Source organism: Collinsella sp. AM38-1BH (assembly GCF_003467545.1).
Taxonomy (GTDB): Bacteria; Actinomycetota; Coriobacteriia; order Coriobacteriales; family Coriobacteriaceae; genus Collinsella.
Window position 1 is genome coordinate 50,519 of the sequence record NZ_QSHC01000016.1, and the last position, 16,946, is coordinate 67,464.

13 protein-coding genes and 2 tRNA genes are annotated in these 16,946 nt (G+C 56.4%); 14 read left to right on the forward strand and 1 reads right to left on the reverse strand.

What is annotated here, in order from left to right:
* Nucleotides 1-7: 7 nt before the first annotated feature.
* Nucleotides 8-3,439, reverse strand: coding sequence for a SpaA isopeptide-forming pilin-related protein (locus DW870_RS07835; protein WP_117877329.1), 3,432 nt, complete (start codon nucleotides 3,437-3,439; stop codon nucleotides 8-10).
* Nucleotides 3,440-3,736: 297 nt separating this feature from the next.
* Between DW870_RS07835 and DW870_RS07840 the strand changes: the two genes are divergently transcribed.
* From DW870_RS07840 to DW870_RS07905, 14 genes are all read left to right on the forward strand, one after another.
* Nucleotides 3,737-3,811, forward strand: a tRNA-Gly gene (locus DW870_RS07840).
* A gap of 293 nt (nucleotides 3,812-4,104) precedes the next feature.
* Nucleotides 4,105-5,451: an adenylosuccinate lyase gene (gene purB / locus DW870_RS07845; RefSeq protein WP_117640633.1), complete on the forward strand. Its 1,347-nt coding sequence runs from the start codon at nucleotides 4,105-4,107 to the stop codon at nucleotides 5,449-5,451.
* Nucleotides 5,452-5,592: 141 nt separating this feature from the next.
* The gene (locus tag DW870_RS07850) at nucleotides 5,593-6,429 is read left to right on the forward strand and encodes an ABC transporter substrate-binding protein (RefSeq protein ID WP_158551316.1); all 837 of its coding nucleotides are present in this window, start codon (nucleotides 5,593-5,595) and stop codon (nucleotides 6,427-6,429) included.
* On the forward strand, nucleotides 6,426-8,024 hold the full coding sequence (locus tag DW870_RS07855; protein ID WP_117877331.1) for a GGDEF domain-containing protein: 1,599 nt from the start codon (nucleotides 6,426-6,428) through the stop codon (nucleotides 8,022-8,024). The genes DW870_RS07850 and DW870_RS07855 overlap by 4 nt, the downstream gene beginning before the upstream one ends.
* Entirely contained in the window at nucleotides 7,915-8,226 is a 312-nt protein-coding gene (locus DW870_RS09615; protein WP_369831647.1) for a GGDEF domain-containing protein, read from the forward strand. The genes DW870_RS07855 and DW870_RS09615 overlap by 110 nt, the downstream gene beginning before the upstream one ends.
* Nucleotides 8,227-8,339: 113 nt before the next feature.
* On the forward strand, nucleotides 8,340-8,603 hold the full coding sequence (locus DW870_RS07865; RefSeq protein WP_089572560.1) for a TIGR03905 family TSCPD domain-containing protein: 264 nt from the start codon (nucleotides 8,340-8,342) through the stop codon (nucleotides 8,601-8,603).
* Entirely contained in the window at nucleotides 8,603-9,814 is a 1,212-nt protein-coding gene (locus DW870_RS07870) for a twin-arginine translocation signal domain-containing protein (protein ID WP_117877334.1), read from the forward strand. The genes DW870_RS07865 and DW870_RS07870 overlap by 1 nt, the downstream gene beginning before the upstream one ends.
* A gap of 153 nt (nucleotides 9,815-9,967) precedes the next feature.
* On the forward strand, nucleotides 9,968-10,690 hold the full coding sequence (locus DW870_RS07875) for a response regulator transcription factor (protein ID WP_006236208.1): 723 nt from the start codon (nucleotides 9,968-9,970) through the stop codon (nucleotides 10,688-10,690).
* Nucleotides 10,691-10,701: 11 nt separating this feature from the next.
* The gene (locus tag DW870_RS07880; protein WP_117877336.1) at nucleotides 10,702-12,267 is read left to right on the forward strand and encodes a cell wall metabolism sensor histidine kinase WalK; all 1,566 of its coding nucleotides are present in this window, start codon (nucleotides 10,702-10,704) and stop codon (nucleotides 12,265-12,267) included.
* A gap of 118 nt (nucleotides 12,268-12,385) precedes the next feature.
* Entirely contained in the window at nucleotides 12,386-13,264 is an 879-nt protein-coding gene (locus DW870_RS07885) for a phosphoribosylaminoimidazolesuccinocarboxamide synthase (protein WP_035136481.1), read from the forward strand.
* On the forward strand, nucleotides 13,265-13,840 hold the full coding sequence (locus DW870_RS07890; RefSeq protein WP_117646130.1) for a hypothetical protein: 576 nt from the start codon (nucleotides 13,265-13,267) through the stop codon (nucleotides 13,838-13,840).
* An 89-nt stretch (nucleotides 13,841-13,929) separates the two neighbouring features.
* Nucleotides 13,930-15,210, forward strand: a complete 1,281-nt coding sequence (locus DW870_RS07895) for an aminopeptidase (RefSeq protein WP_117877338.1) — start codon at nucleotides 13,930-13,932, stop codon at nucleotides 15,208-15,210.
* Between the two features lie 28 nt (nucleotides 15,211-15,238).
* Nucleotides 15,239-15,314, forward strand: a tRNA-Lys gene (locus DW870_RS07900).
* A gap of 193 nt (nucleotides 15,315-15,507) precedes the next feature.
* Complete coding sequence (locus DW870_RS07905) at nucleotides 15,508-16,305, forward strand: TraX family protein (protein ID WP_117877340.1); 798 nt, start codon at nucleotides 15,508-15,510, stop codon at nucleotides 16,303-16,305.
* Nucleotides 16,306-16,946 lie beyond the last annotated feature (641 nt).

A 16,946-nucleotide genomic window follows, 5' to 3' on the forward strand; every position in this document is an offset into this window, starting at 1 on the left:
CATCGCGCTAGCGCTTCTTTGGGATTGACCTAAGGCGAGCGAACCATAGGGCTGCGGCACCCGAGGTCAGGAGCGCGGTGATGCAAGCGGCGATGGGAGCTGATCCTGTTGCCGGTAGGTCCTGCGGTAGGGTACAGCGTTGAATGACACGGTCCTCGTCATGTGACTCAAGTTTATCGCCGCCGCCGTTGCGGCAAAGATCGACGCGTGCGCTGTTGGTGAGTGCAGTTTGGGGTGTATAAGCCGACGTTGCCTGCATGTGCACGACTGCGCCCCGAGCATCTGTGCCAAGGATTGCTTTGGCATCGTCAAGGTCGTCGTGCTCATCTTTGAGATCATCGCGGGTCCAAGAATCCGTATCGCTTCGAGTCGTAAAGTCGGCGGCTACCGCACCGTATTCAATGCGAATGCCCGTTACGACGGTATTGGATGCAAGGTCGAGTTCTTTCGCCTCGAGTGTGGCGGATTCCGTGGTCGAGACATCCGCCTTCCAGAGGTGCCAGCCGTCGTAATCGACGAGGCGGCAATCTTCACCCAGACTCTCTTTTACTTCGTCGGACTCAAGCCAAGGATTTTCGTGCCCATCGTCAAGCGTCGCGTTTGCCGGCTCATCGACGTCTGTCGAGTCCAACGGCGTCGTGCGATACCACACGTTGCACAGACCGTTGAGGTCGCCGATGGCGACGGGGGTTTCGATTGAGACGAATCTCGCCGTATCGTCCTCGGCACACTCAAGATCATCGGTAATTGTGAACTCATCAACCCAGGTAGCGGAATCGTTTCGAGCGTCGATGGTATAGGAGAAAAGACCGTCCGTATTGGTTTGCGTTGCGGCGCGATTTTTACCATCGCCGTTGGCCAGCAGACCCTTCCCGATAGGTTGGACAAGCTCCTGACGCTTGTCGACCTGTCCTTTGATCTCGATGGGCGCATCCTTCATCGCGACGGATTGGACTTCTCCCGTATCCTTTATTTCAAACGTTATCTCCTCGGCAAGGTCATAGGTCCGCGGAGACATCATTTCGCGCAACGAGTAGGTGCCGGGTGCAAGATGTTCGACGCGGTGCGGCTTGTCGGATGAGGTCCAGGAGTCTATTTCGGTTTTATCGGGACCATATAAGGTGAGTTGTGCGCCTTTCACTTCCTGCTCTCCGCTTGCATCGACCTTGGAGATATCAACCTTGGTGTAATTGTCGGATACGTTAAGCCGTGCTTCTACAACGGGTGTTTTCTGGTCGGCATAAGCGAGGTCTACGATATGGGGCGTCCGGTCGAGTAAGAAGCCTGCCGGCGCTTGAGTCTCGACAACCTCGTAGCGTGCGGTGCCAGATCCCAGCGGGAGGTCGTCCGCGCGTGCTTCTCCAGTTTCATCCGTTGTGACGGTAGCGACAGTCTCACCGTCGAGCGCGGCAATGCTACCGTCGGGGCGCACGATATCACCCGAGGCACGGATCTCAAAGATGGCGCCCGCGAGGCTGCTGCCGTCTACGACATCGGTTTTAACGATCCTGATGTTTCCGGTCGCGGCGTGGTCATAATACGAGGCGATTGCAACGGGCGTTAGGTTCATGTCGGCGGGTATGTTTACCTCGATCTCTTTGCCGACAAGATAGGGCTCTTTGGCCGAGGTTTCGCGTACATAATAGGTGCCCGGCACGAGCGATTCGGGCAGTGTGACGGTCCCGGTCGCGTCAGTCGTAAAGGTGTCCATTACGTTATGTGCTGGATGCCAGCAAGTTTGTGAGACAGGTTTGTGATTGCTGTCGAGGAGTTGGAAGGTGAATCCGGCTAGGGGAACAGAAGCGCCTGTTTGGGCATCGCGTTTTACAATCTGGAGATGCGTCGACAGAGCGTGGTTGTCCACGATATATTGAAGCTCGGCGCCGTCGGAAATCTGATTGGCTTCGACGGTCCATTCCCCTGCACGTTTAAAACCCTCTGGGACGGTTTCCGGAACCTCACGAACCGTGTAGCCGGCGCGGTCGTATGGGATGGCTCCGTGGACACCGGCGGGTCGCTTGCCTGCGCCAAACCATGCTTCGGGCTGATCTTTGGTGGAGGCAAAGCCATAGATGTTTGTGGTCAGTGTGCCAACAACCTGCTGAGAGCTGTTACTGACAACCTCAAAGACAACATCTCCTGCCGGCTGCTCCAGGCCGGATTGATCGCTATTGCCGTAGTCCTTGAATTTTGAAATCTCAAGGTCAAACGCAATGGGGATATCGGAAACGCGAGATTCGATCTCGACCACGCCTGAATCGCCGAGTTGGTCGGCTCCAACGGTGTAAGACCAACTGTCACCGGAGGGCAAATAGCCCTCGGGCGCCTTCGATTCATAGATGGTAAAGGTTCCCAGGGGGACATCGGTGAGGGTGGCCCGACCGCTTTCGTCAGTCGTGAGAATTTGCGACCATCCAGGGGTTGATTGCGACACACACGTGAACTCTGCTCCTGCGAGTGAAGATCCCACCTGGGGGCCGGCATTCGTCGCGGCATCGAGTTTTACGACATGCAGGGTGATGGCGCCGGGTTGTTCATCGATGGCGACCTGCCCGCCGTCATTCCCCGTGGTAAAGGCAACGCGATCGGGGCGGGGGACATAGCCGGCCGGCGCCTTCGTTTCAACTAGGTAGTATGCCGTGTTGGGTAGGAGTGTTGCCTGTGCTCGACCGTTGCCGTCCATCTGGATGGTGCCGACACATGCGTCGCTGGCGCTCTCAAAAATATCGAATGTTGCCCCGGTAAACTGATAGGTATTGTTTCCGCTGGTAATAACAGTGTTCGCAGACTGCTTTTGGAAGGAAACAGAGACCGCTGGCAGTACATAGAGCATGTCTTGACGTCTGCTGCCGCCCGATACGGTTCCTAGATAGCGCCGCGCGCGGTGCGGAGCGGCTTTGATGCTTCCTGATTTTGCGCTGTCGTGGAGCCACCGCGCAGCCGCCACGACTTCATTGTCGGCGGTAAAGTGCCCGCTCTTGGTTTTGCCCTGAGCGGTCGTGTAGGAGTAGGTGCCGTCGACATGGGTAGTGCCGTTGAGCATCCATACGGCAAGCTGGGTGGCGGCGCGGGCGCGATCGGGTGAAAGATGGTAACCGCCAAACGACGCGGCGGTAGGATATCCGTGACAAACGATTGCTGCGAACTCGTCGTCGAGCCACACCCAGCCTTGATCAAAGTTGAGCCATGGGCCGCCCGGCTTGGTGGGGCCGGGACGCTCCTGGTTCATGCAGTAGGCAATCGAGGCGTCTTGAGCTTCATACTTGCCGATAAAGAAGGGCCCACAATTATCGCTGATAGTGCGGAAGCCGAGCTGGTCGTAGCCATCGACGGCAAATGCGGCTCCCGGTGCCAGGCAGCCGAAAAGCAGGAAGAGGAGCAGGAGCAGCGGACCTGTTGCGATTGCGCTGTGGACAGAGTGCGTGGGTGCGTTGGACATGGCTGCTCCTTATCCCTCGTGCGCCGCACGGGGAGGCTGCGACGCGTAGGATGAGGCTACCCCCGAGGTTCATGCGGGTAAGTACCGGAGCCTGACCAAAAGCTTGCCCAATTCCTGACAAATTGAGCTCAAATACAACAATCAAGCAAAAGCGCAGGTAGAAGATAAGGTGAACAGGAAGTCAAAGGTCCTCGTCTCCACAATTGACGCGATTTTCAAACGAATCTCCACAGCTAAAACAAGCATCGCCACCCTTGTATCGAACAAGACAACCGCGTTATACTATCCCCCACATATGCGGGCATCGCCAAGTGGTAAGGCATCAGCTTCCCAAGCTGACACTCGCGGGTTCGAGTCCCGTTGCCCGCTCCATTCGAATTTCAGGCACGGTAACGTTTCGTTACTGTGCCTTCTTCAATAAAGTGCCGGGACTCGAACCCGACAGGGTGCGAGCGTTAAATAAACGCGAAGCGTTTATAGCGAGCAGGCAAGGTCGCCGATAGGCGACCGCAGCCGGTGCGGATTTGCGAAGCAAATACGCGGACGTCCCGTTGCCCGCTCCAATTCCAAAATGTTAGGTTAATGCCTGCTGCCCATACTTGCACCTGCGCACGGTACAATGGTTGGGTTACGACCAACGTGCCAATAACCAAAAAGGAGCCGCTATGATCGATCGCTATACCCGCCCGGAGATGGGACACATCTTCTCCCTCGAGAACAAGTACGCCATTTGGCAGGAGATCGAGGTCCTGGCCTGTGAGGCCCAGGCGGAGCTCGGCAAGATCGGCATTTCTAAAGACGAAGCCCAGTGGATCCGCGACCATGCCAACTTTGAGAAGGCGAAGGTCGATGAGATCGAGGAGGTCACGCGCCACGATGTCATCGCCTTCCTGACCAACATGAAGGAATATATCGACGCCGATGTTCCCGAGGGCGAGCCCAAGCCTAGTCGCTGGGTTCACTACGGTATGACCAGCTCCGACCTGGGTGATACTGCTCTGTGCTATCAGCTTACTCAGGCGTGTGACCTGATTATCGAGGACGTCAAGAAGCTCGGCGTGATCTGCAAGCGCCGCGCCTTCGAGGAGCGCAATACGCTCTGCGCCGGACGCACCCATGGCATCCACGCTGAGCCGATGACCTTCGGCATGAAGTTTGGCTCTTGGGCATGGGAACTCAAGCGCGACCTTGATCGTCTTGAGGATGCTCGCAAGAACGTTGCCTTCGGTGCCATCTCCGGTGCCGTCGGCACCTACAGCTCCATCGAGCCGTTCGTCGAGGAGTACGTCTGTGAGCACCTGGGTCTGGTTCACGACCCGCTGTCCACGCAGGTCATCAGCCGCGATCACCACGCCTATCTTGCCGGCGTGCTTGCCACTACAGCGGCCACCTGCGAGCGCATCGCGACCGAGGTCCGCAACCTGCAGAAGACCGATACACTCGAGGCCGAGGAGCCCTTCCGCAAGGGCCAAAAGGGCAGCTCCGCCATGCCGCACAAGCGCAACCCCATCACCATGGAGAAGGTCTGCGGTCTGTCGCGCGTCGTGAAGTCCAACGCCCAGGTCGCCTTCGACAACGTCGCCCTGTGGCACGAGCGCGACATTTCGCACTCTTCCGCCGAGCGTGTCGCCCAGGCCGATAGCTTCATCGCGCTTGACCATATGTTCCAGTGCCTCATTCGCGTTATCGACGGCCTGCAGCTGTATCCGGCCCGCATGATGGCCAATCTCAACAAGACCCGCGGCCTCATCTTCTCCTCCAAGGTCCTGCTTGCCCTCGTCGATACGGGTATCACCCGCGAGGATGCGTACGCCATTGTGCAGGAGAACGCCATGGCCACCTGGCACGAGGTGCAGGATTGTGTCTCTGGCCCCACCTTTAAGGAGCGTCTCGAGGCCGATCCGCGCTGCACCGTCAGCCAGGAGAAGCTCGACGAGATTTTTGATCCGTGGGACTTCCTCACCCGCATCGATACGGTCTTCGATCGCCTGGAGCAGCTGAGCTTCGAGTAGGGTTAACCTAATTCGACCGCTTGCGGATGCATTTCAACCTTTGGCGCCTTGCCCGTCTTGGGCGAGGCGCTTTTTTTACTGTCGCATATGCGCCCGGGTAATAAAATGAACTCCGACTGCTGTTTCGATGAAAGGGGGCACGTGCCCAGACGCATCAAGCGGGCCACCATCGTCTCGTTTACGCTCATACTCCTTGTTGCCGTCTGTGCGGGCGCCCTGACGTATACCGTTCGAAGCAGTTCTTCCTCCTCGAATGAAGCCGATAGAGATCTCCCGGTGCTCAAAATCGGCGTTACGGATAACGACCCCTATGTGTATGTCGATACCACGGGCGATTACGCCGGTATCGATATCGACATCGCCCGCGAGGCCTGCAAGCGTGCGGGGCTCAAGCCACAGTTTGTCGATATTGACTGGAACGATCGCGACCGGCTGCTCAAAAACGGTGATATCGATTGCCTGTGGTGTGACTATTCTCCCTGTTATCGCGAGGATAAGTATTACTGGACCGAGCCGTATCTAACCGTGACGGTCTCGGTTGCCGCCAAGAAAACGAGTGGCATCAAGTCCTTGGCACATCTCGATGGAAGTAAGACCATTGCGGTGATTGCGGGTTCGGTGAGTGAACGCCGATTGCTTGCGGGGGATTTGGGGGTCTCGTCGGACGTTCAAATCAAATCATATGGCTCTGCCGAACTCTGCAAAGCCGCTCTAGTCAAAGGGTACGTTGACTGCTGGATGGCGGATGTCCAGTCGCTTGACCGACTCGTTGCTCAGTATCCCGGCGTTTACCGTGTGTTTGCCGACAATGTTATGACGGTTGACCTGGGCGTCGCGTTTGATGACAGCTATGAAGGATCGGTCGTAAAGGATCTCAATACCGCGCTGTTCGACATGGATCGAGATGGCACGATTGACCGTATTGTGGGCAATTACAAGACAGGAGCGACGACGGGCGGGCAAGGAGGAAATTCATGACAACTGATGAGCACCGCTTGAGTCGAAAGACTCTGAACGTCATAGCTGCCAGCGTTATTGTCAGCGCCGTCTTGTTAGGCCTGTTGTATACGGTTGGAACCCATCGCTGCCTCGAAAAAACGCTTGGGTTTGGCCAAGAAACCATGGTGTTTTTGGAGAACGCTTGCGAAAAATATGACCGCTACGAACAGGGGAGAAAAACCGAGGCGACGCACGATTTGCTCGCCGCGGTCGAATCGTTTGTGACGTTCCTGTCCTCTGATCGCGTTGAGGTTAACGACGATCTTATCGAGCAATTTGTCCATGCCGAGAACCTTTCGGGGCTGATGGTCATGGACTCCGATGGCCATATGGCTGCCCACTACGACATCGATGGTCGCGATCCGCTCATGTTGTGGCGAGATGAGTTGGCCTGTTCGCCGGTCGCATCGATGTATCAAGGTTCCAAAGTGACCTACTCAACTGTCGATGAGCGCCGTGGTGTCGTTTTTGCCGTCTGTGCTGTTCCGTATGGCGACGGCGTTGCCCTGGCATACCGCTCACTTGTTTCCGATACGGCGGACGACTATTCATATGCCATAGCCGACGTGCTTTCGAACAGTACCTTCCACCAGGGTCCCACGGTGCTTGTTATGGAGGATGCGGAGATTGTCTCATCCAACAGTGCCGATGCTGACGTGTCGCTCGCCCGACTCCTCACCAGCGTAGGAGTTGAGTGGAAAGACGACGGCCTGACGCGCATCGAATATCGAGGAGACGAATGGTATGCCGTGCGTGCGGCATATAAGGACTACCGCCTGTTTGCGCTATATCCCAAATCTGAGGTCATGTCTGACAGGATTTCATTTGTCGCCGTCGGCGTCTTGGTGTGTCTTGCGTTTTGGGTTGTGGTGCTGTTGGCTCGAAATATCGTTGACCACCGCAATTTGGTCGAAAAGGATAAACAGCTCGGCATTATCAATGCCATAAGCGCCATCTACGATTCGACCTTTCTTTTGCATCTCGACACCCTCGAGATCGAGGGGATCAATATGTCGCCGGCGATAGCGAAGATATTTGCCGAGCACAGCGAGGCATATGACTTTATGGACACGGTCTGCCGGGATATCGTGAGCCCCGAAAGCCGCGAAGCGGTTGTGGGACTCGTAGATATAAGTTCGCTTCGTGAACGTATGGAGGGCGTACCGTACTTGGCTGCCGAGGTGCGAGATTGTCGAGGCGCTTGGTACTCGCTACAGGTTGTCCCCCAGCATCGCGATGAGCAAGGCCGGCTGGAGTCGGTCGTCGTGGCGACGCACAACATATCGATGGTCAAGCATGCCGAGGAGCTGTCATATCAAGACAAACTGACGGGGCTTCGCAACCGCAACTATCTTGAATCGCGCGGAGATAGCCTGGTAAACGAGGACTTGCCCGTGAGCGTGATTATGTTGGACTGCAATTATCTCAAGCGGACCAACGACATCTATGGTCACGAGATGGGGGATGAACTGCTGCGACGGACGGCGTCCGTGCTGCGGCGGGTGGCTGGTGCGGATTATCTGCCGATGCGCCTTGGCGGCGACGAGTTTTTGCTGGTTTGCCCCCCATACTGACAACGAGTCTGCGCTCGGGCTGGAACAGGATCTTCGTCTCGGTCTTGCCGCGGTAAGCGATGAGGCCCTGACGGTCAGCGCATCGATTGGCGTGGCGACCGTCGAGACGGCTGGAAATACGCTGGCCGATGTATATCGTGTCGCCGACCACAATATGTATCGGGAGAAGCGCACGGTCCACGCACAGGGTGCGGACTGCTAATCTTGCCCCCGCGAGTCCATGCATCGTAGGATGTTGAATCGGTGCTTGCGATAATAAGTCGGCCCAGGCGGGGATAATAGACGTCTGAAATTTCTTTCTGAGAGGGGATCTCAATGATTAGTTTTGACTACAAGCCGCAGGGTGTATGCTCTCGCAATATTCACCTCAATCTCTCTGACGATGGCAGCAAGGTGCTGGGCGTTGAGTTTACCGGCGGCTGTGACGGCAATCTCAAGGCAATCTCCAAGTTAGTCGAGGGTGCTCCTGCCGATCGCGTAATCGAGGTTCTCGCCGGTAATACCTGCGGTATGAAAAAGACCTCTTGCGCCGATCAGCTTACGCGCGCTATCGAGGCCGCTCGCGCCGAGATCGCCTAATGAGTATCGCCGACCAGATCAAGAACGGAATATCGCGCCGCGGCTTTGTGCTCGGAGGGGCTGCCGCGGGCGCTGCCACGGTGCTTGCCGGATGCTCAAAGAAAACGGGTACCAGCGATGACGCCGCTGGCGAGCCACAGGTTATCAAGGACGATTCGAAGATTGTCTCGATCACTGATGAGTACGAAGCTGTCGATATCGATCTTGAGCCCGCGGCCTCGTGGACGCTGCCGCTGGGCACGCTGCTGTACTACTGCGATGGCGACTACGCCGCCGCGATGATGGCGCCTGCTTCTGCCCTGCATGCCAATACGCTTGGTGTGCTCAACCTGGGCGATGGCTCGCTTACCACATTAATCGAGGATCCTATCGAGGGCACGGGATATGCTTTTTACGATGTCCGTGCCGGCGATGGCGTGTTTGCGTGGGTTGAGATGAACTTTGCCAACTCATCGTGGAAGCTCTACGCTCAAAATCTGTCGGGCGCTTCGCTCTCTGGCGACGTGGCTGAGCTCGATCGAGGTGGCAAGGACTATGATCCGCCCCTGTTTACGGCGTTCGGGTCATCGGTCATCTGGTATAAAATGCCTTCGGCAGGCGGCAATAAAACGAGTAGTGATTCGTTTTGCTATCGTCGCTCGCTTGATGAATCCAAGGCCGAGGTAGTTTGGAAATCGATGGGCCGTTTTGCATCGGCCCCGCGCGCGAGTGACGGCATTTTGACCATCTCGCCGCGTGTCCGCAACGACGAAGGCGTCTACTACGGCATAACGGCAATCGATCTGACCGATGGCAACAACACCAAACGTGCCCAGCTAGTCCTTCCCTCGTCAGTCTCGCCTTTCGAGGCCGTATATATGGGCGATACCTTCGTGTTTTCTATCGAGGCGACCTATAGTGGCGTGGGCAGCCTGGGCAACATGGGCACGTATATCGGTAATGAGGGAGGGCCATACCTCTTTCTGTCCCGCGAGCCGCTCGCATGTGCTGCCGGCAAGAAGAATAAATATCTCGTTAAGGTACAGGCATCGCATTTTCTCATCGACACCTCTGCCAAGACCTATGGCTCGCTGTTGTCGCCCGACCGCGCTTTGGAATATGGCGATTATCCAGCTACGGCGGGAAAATCGGACTCATTCCTTACGTACGCCACGGTGCGCAACAGCCAGGGTATACCCGAGACGGTCACCGCACGCCTATTCTCTCTTTAAGCTTAGAGGGGTTAAAAAGGCGCCAACAGGGGAATAAACGCGTTGTAATTGTGAGTACCGCCCGCCGAGCTGCCGCGTCATAGTGGCATCCGGCGGGCTCAGGTGCGTTAAAATGGGCTTGTTCTTAGCTGATTGAGACAGGGGGGCCGTGTTATGGCTTCAGATGCAAAAAAGATTCTGCTGGTCGAGGATGAGAAGGCAATCCGTGACGCCGTCGCTGCCTATCTCGAGCGCGAAGGCTACTGGGTTGTGGGTGTCGGCGACGGCCAGTCCGCGATCGAGGAGTTCGAGAAGCATCAGTTTGACCTGGTCGTGCTCGACCTTATGCTCCCCAAGATCCCCGGCGAGCGCGTTTGCCGCACCATTCGCGATACCTCGGATGTCCCCATCATCATGCTGACTGCCAAGGGCGAGATCGAGGACCGTATTATCGGTCTTGAGCTCGGCGCCGACGACTATCTGATTAAGCCGTTCTCGCCGCGCGAGCTTGTCGCGCGCGTACGCGCCTTGTTCCGCCGTGCCCATCAGGCCGACGAGCCAGCCGTCGAGGTACTCGACTTCGGCGATCTGGTCATCGATATCTCGGGCCACAAGATTTTGGTCGAGGGCAAGGAAGTCGACCTGACGGCTTCCGAGTTTAAGCTGCTCACCACGCTTGCCCGTCACCCCGGTCGCGTCTACAACCGCATGGAGCTGGTCGAGAAGGTGCTCGGCTACGACTTTGAGGGCTATGAGCGCACCATCGATAGCCACGTGAAGAACCTTCGCGCCAAGCTGGGCGATGATCCCAAGAAGCCCAAGTGGCTCTACACCGTCCACGGTGTCGGCTATCGCTTCGAGGCTCCGGCCAAGACCGATAAGTCGGACGAGAAATAGGGAAATCACATATGACACCTGCGCGCTTTGAAATCGGACAAAAGCACAAGCAGGAGAGCGAGGCGGGTTCCAAGGCTAGTTGGAACACGCCTCGTTCCGATTCACGGCCAACGATGAGCTATCCCTCGCGCATGGCACTTGCTTTTGCTCTGACATCGCTCATGACGGTATTGGTGCTGGTGGGCGTGGTCTCTGTTGTGTGGGGCACGGTCTTTTCGGATTACACGCGCTCCAATATCGTCGAGATCGCCAATTCTGCTGCCGAAAAGCTTGCGACGTCGTATGAGGAAAACGGCAACTGGACTGCGGGCGAGCTGCGCACGGTCGCGACATCGAGTTTGGTATCCGACGACCTGAGTATGCAGGTCGTCAACAAGAAGGGCGTTGTCGTCTATGACGACTCATGGCCTTCGGCAAGCGCGACCGCCGATGTGCGCGAGAGCGAATCGGCGTCGAGCAGCTCGAGCGGTAAAAAAGCATCGCATAGCCCGGTCTCGTCTGCTCCAACCGACTCCGATAGCGTTGCTAACGTCGAGATTGTAACGTCTTCCGGCGAACATGTCGGACAGGTAAAGCTGTGGGCCATCGGCTCCGACGCTCTGCTCACCAAGGCGGACTCTGCGTTTAGGGAGAAGACCTTTAACGCCATGGCCCTCGCCGCAGTTGTTGCAATCTGCATTTCGGTCGTTATCGGATCGCTCGTGTCGCGCATGCTCACCAAGCCGATTCATCGTATTACCAGTACCGCAAAGCAAATCCGTGACGGCGACCTGTCGGCTCGCACGGGACTGCGCGGTGATGACGAGATCGATCAGCTGGGTGAGACCTTCGATGAGATGGCCACTTCGCTCGAGAAGGATATGAAACACGAGAAGCGCCTGACCTCAGACGTTGCACACGAGCTTCGTACGCCGCTTATGGCCATGCTCGCAACGGTCGAGGCCATGCAGGATGGCGTGTATCCCACCGACGATGAGCATTTGGAGACCGTTGCTTCCGAGACGCGTCGCCTGGCTCGTCTGGTGCAGCAGATGCTCGATCTATCGCGCATGGAAAACAGCACGGCTCCGCTCAACCTTGAGCCGGTGGACATGGTTCCTTTCGTGCGTTCCATCGTCAATGCCCAGGAGCGCCTGTTTGTCGACCGCGATCTGCGCTTGCGCTTTGCTGACGAGACCCAAGGTCACGACGATGTCGTCGAAGCCGATCCCGACATGATCACACAATGCGTCATCAATCTCATGAGCAACGCCATGCGCTACACCCCCGAGGGCGGTTGGGTCGTGGTGTCGGTGCTCAGTGACCGCAAACACGTCAGCATCGCCGTTTCTGATACCGGCATCGGTATTGCCAAGGATGACTTGTCGCGCATCTTCGGCCGTTTTTGGCGCGCCGATGCCAGCCGTGCCCGTGAGGCGGGCGGTCTGGGCGTGGGCCTCGCCGTGACTAAACAGATCGTCGAGCGCCATCACGGCTACATATCCGTGGAGTCGGAGCTTGGAAAGGGTACGACTTTTACAATTCATCTGCCTCGCGAGCACACGGCGGACGCGGCATCTACTACAATGGAGCACTAGCTTTTCGCTATTCGGTGAAGGAGGGGTTTCGTCCCTGCCGCTCCGAGTTTGCGAAAACGTGCGGGAAAGAACCCGCATTACTGTCGTATTTTGGTAAGGAGTGACTCACGTGACAACGATGGAGCGTCGTCCGGATTCCCGTGGCAAGGTTCGTGATATCTACGATGCCGGTGAAAACCTGCTGATGGTCGCCACCGACCGCATTTCTGCGTTCGACTTCATTCTTCCCGACGAGATTCCGTTTAAGGGAGAGGTGCTCAACCGCATCTCGGCATTCTGGTTCGATAAGTTTGCCGACATCGTTCCCAACCACCTCGTTTCCATCGACCCGGCGGATTTCCCTGAGGAGTTTGCTGAGTATCGTGACTACCTCGCCGGCCGCGCCATGCTGGTTAAGAAGGCCCAGACGATTCCTATCGAGTGCATCGTCCGCGGCTATCTGACCGGTTCGGGCAAGAAGACCTACGACGAGAACGGCACCGTCTGCGGCATCCAGCTGCCTGAGGGCCTGACCGAGGCTTCCAAGCTTCCCGAGCCGCTGTTCACGCCGTCCACGAAGGCCGAGATCGGTGACCACGACGAGAACATCTCGTTCGAGCGTTGCTGCGAGATCGTGGGCGAGGACATCGCCACGCAGATTCGCGACCTTTCCCTCAAGATCTACAAGGCCGCTGCCGAGTACGCCGCGACCCGTGGCATCATCATTGCCGACACCAAGTTCGAGTTTGGTGTCATCGATGGCAAGGTCACGCTGATCGACGAGTGCCTCACGCCCGATTCCAGCCGTTTCTGGCCTGCTGCCAGCTACGAGGAGGGCAAGATCCAGCCCAGCTACGACAAACAATTCGTCCGCAATTGGCTCAAGGCCAACTGGGATATGACGGGGGAGACCCCGCACCTGCCCGCCGAGGTCATCGATGGCACGTCCGAGCGCTATCGCGAGGCCTTCCAGATCATCACGGGCTCCCAGTTCACAAGCATGAAGGAGAACGCATAAGTGAGTACCCGTAGCGCCACGAACAAGCGCACGCAATCCCACGAGGTTACCGGGGTTGCGCGCAAGTCCGCCGCATCTGCTAAGCCTGCCCGTCAGGCAGCGAGCTCTGTCCGCGTCGTGCCGGCTTCGTCTAAGGCACGCCGCAAAGAGCTCGAGAAGGGCGAGAACCTCGAGGGCCTCTCTAAAGAGGAGAAGCGCGCCCGCAAGGCTAAGCAGCGCGCCAAGGAGGACCGCATCTACACGGTGTCGAATATCCTTCTCAAGCAGGATGAGGACTACACCAAGCGCCGCCGTATTTGGTGGGCTGTGCTCGCTATCGGCATGGTGCTCGTCGTGGCAATCGGGGCTTCGCTCTACTTCGCTCCCGGCGGCACGGTGTCCAGTCCTGTTCAGATGGTCGGCATCGTTTTGTCCTATGTCATCATCCTGGGTGACTTTATCTACGACTTCGCTCGTATTCGTCCCTTGCGTAACATGTATCGCGCGCAGGCCGAGGGCATGTCCGAGAACAAGCTCAACGCTCTTATCGAGCGCGCAGCTGCCGAGGAGGACAAGAAGGACTCCAAGAAGAAGTAGCGTTTGCATGCATACTTATCGCTAAGATATAGGGCGCGTCGTTTTTGCGGCGCGCCTTTTTACTGTTCTATAGATAGATGGAGTGGCACATGATTCGAGCTGCCCTGACGGTCGAAGAGGCTCTGGAGGGCATGAAGGCCCTGGAGCCCAAGATTAAAAACTATGCGCGCTTGGTTGTCCGCAAGGGCGTAAACGTCAAGCCCGGCCAGGAGGTTGTCGTTCAGTCTCCGGTCGAGTGCGCATCCTTTGCCCGCGTGGTGGTCGCGGAGGCTTATGCCGCCGGCGCTGGCCACGTGACGGTCATTTGGGCCGATGATGCCGTGACGAGGCTCACGTACGAGCATGTCGATAAAAGCTATTTTGAGCAGACGCCCGAGTGGAAGCGCCTGCAGTTGGATTCCCTGGCCCAGGATGGCGCCTGCTTTATCTTTATCGAGGGGGCGGATCCTGCAGCCCTCAAGGGCATCGATCCAGCCAAGCCGGCCGCGGCATCCAAGGCGAGGAATACGCAGTGCAAAGCTTTCCGCCGTGGACTGGATTACAACATCAATCCGTGGTGCATCGCCGGCGCTCCGGTCGTGGCTTGGGCGCACGAGGTGTTCCCGGGAGACGCCGATGAGGTTGCAATCTATAAGCTATGGAATGCGATTCTGCACACCGCTCGTGCCGATGGCCAGGACCCGGAGAGCGACTGGGAGCTTCATGACGCGGCGTTCGAAAAGAACCTGCGTTTCCTGAACGACAATCGTTTTGACCGCCTGCATTACACCGCGGAAAATGGAACCGATCTGACGATTGGCATGACGAAGGGTCACGAGTGGGCCGGCGGCAAGGGCAAGACGCCCGATGGACACCCCTTCTTCCCCAACATTCCCACCGAGGAAGTCTTCACCTCGCCTGATCGTATGCGCGCCGACGGTATCGTGTACTCGGCCATGCCGCTCATTCACCACGGTAACAAGGTCGACGATTTTTGGATTAAGTTCGAGGCCGGCCGCGTAGCGGACTACGATGCCCGCGTGGGCAAGGCGACGCTTGCGAGCATCATTGACACCGATGAAGGTGCCGCTCATCTGGGTGAGGTCGCGCTTATCTCCAAGAACACGCCGATCCGTGAAAGTGGCGTTTTGTTCTATGACACGCTCTATGATGAGAACGCCAGCTGCCATCTCGCGCTAGGTGTCGGTTTCCCCGAATGTATCGAGGGTGGGTATGACATGTCCAAGGAAGAGCTCCTGGAGCATGGCGTTAACGTCTCGAGCACGCACGTCGATTTTATGATTGGCATGGACGACATCGATATTACGGGCATTACGCCTGATGGACGTGAAGTTGTGATTTTCCAGAACGGCCAATGGAGTTGGGAATAGTCCCAGACCGTGGTACAATGCCACCCGCGGGCCGTTAGCTCAGCTGGCAGAGCAGGGGACTTTTAATCCCAAGGTCCAGGGTTCGAACCCCTGACGGCCCACCATAGAATGGAAAAGCGACTGGCGGATGCCGGCCGCTTTTTTGTTGCCGCGACGCGGGTTCGAACCCGAAAGGGCGCGGAGCTGAGTAAACGCGTGAGCGTTTGCCAGTGCAGCGCGCGAGGCGCGAAGCGCCGCAGCGGCTGCCTGCAGAGCAGGCCGAACCTCTGACGGCCCACCCAAAGAAAGGAAAACGAAATGAAAACAGATAGATACGGAATTAGCGGCAGCACATTAAAGATAATAGCGGCCATTTCGATGGTTCTCGATCATGTAAGCAGGATCGTCCTGACCAATGGAATCATGACTCACGCATCGTACAGTCAGATATCAGACGAACAATGGGCGATTCTAAGCGAGGCTTCGGATGTGCTTCATGTTCTTGGCAGAATTGCATTTCCCTTATTTTGCTTTTTGATAGTTGAGGGATTTTTGCATACTCATGACTTAAAGAGGTACCTGCGAAATATGCTTGTCTTCGCAATCATTGCGGAGCCCATATACGATTTCGTCCAAACCGGGCAACTATTTGACCTTCGGCAACAAAATGTTATGTGTGAGCTCCTGCTTTCCTTGGTCTTTTTGATTGTTCTGGAAAAGATACAAAGTCTTTCAAAACGGAAAAGATACATCGCAGAAACTGCTCTGATTGTTTTGACAGCACTGGCAGCTGAATACACTAAACTAGATGGCGGTGTGTATGGCATTCTGCTTGTGGCTGCATTCTATTTATTCCACGACAGCAAGGCCAAGATGTTCTTTGCTGCAGTATGTGCAGTGCTCCTTTCGTCATGCCATATAGTTGGCGGCGGATTTGAGTTTGCTACAGCTAATGTATTTAATCCTGATGTTGCTGCCGCGGTCGTTTCGTTGCTGCTTATCAATCTTTATAATGGTAAGCGAGGGCTGAAGCTCAAATATTTCTTCTACATTTTCTATCCGGCACATCTTGCTCTGCTTTATGGTGTCTCACTTATTGTTTTGAACTGTCTTTAAAAACTCTCAAACAAGTCTCTGAAAACGGAAACAAATTGACTCTAAGACTGCTTGTGAATTTCCGGAAGACCTGAGAGATGCGAGGATAGGCAACGAGGGCTGCAGAGAGATGCTTCTCAGTTCTCTGGCGGATCGCACGTATCTGTATGAGGATCACTTCCACACACTCATTAATAACAGTGATAAACACGGCAGATCCTCAAAACATGAGGCTGTGGAGGTCGAACGATGCTTCGAAAGCATGAATGGCAGCGAGAAAATGAGTTCGGAAGCGCCCTCTGGATGATCCAGCATAGAATAGAAAGCGATCGGCTCCGGCTGGTCGCTTTTTTGTTGCCGCGCCACGGGTTCGAACCCGAACTTCTCTATATATAAGAACGCTTGGCGAACAAAACCTGCCTTTTACCGACGGGAAACAAATAGCTGATGCTTTTGGAGTAAAGTGGCGCTCCAGAGATGACCGATGCCTTAACACCTATAAACCAGCTGGTCATCGCCAATATCAGAAGCCAATGCTTCAGTTTTAACCTCAGTGATGCGACTGAGGGACCTATTCATTTGTGAACAAAATATGGAGTGCGCGATTCCCGCCCCCGGCGCCCCTCCGGTCTGGCAATATATCTCCTTGCCGCGCGGCCCGG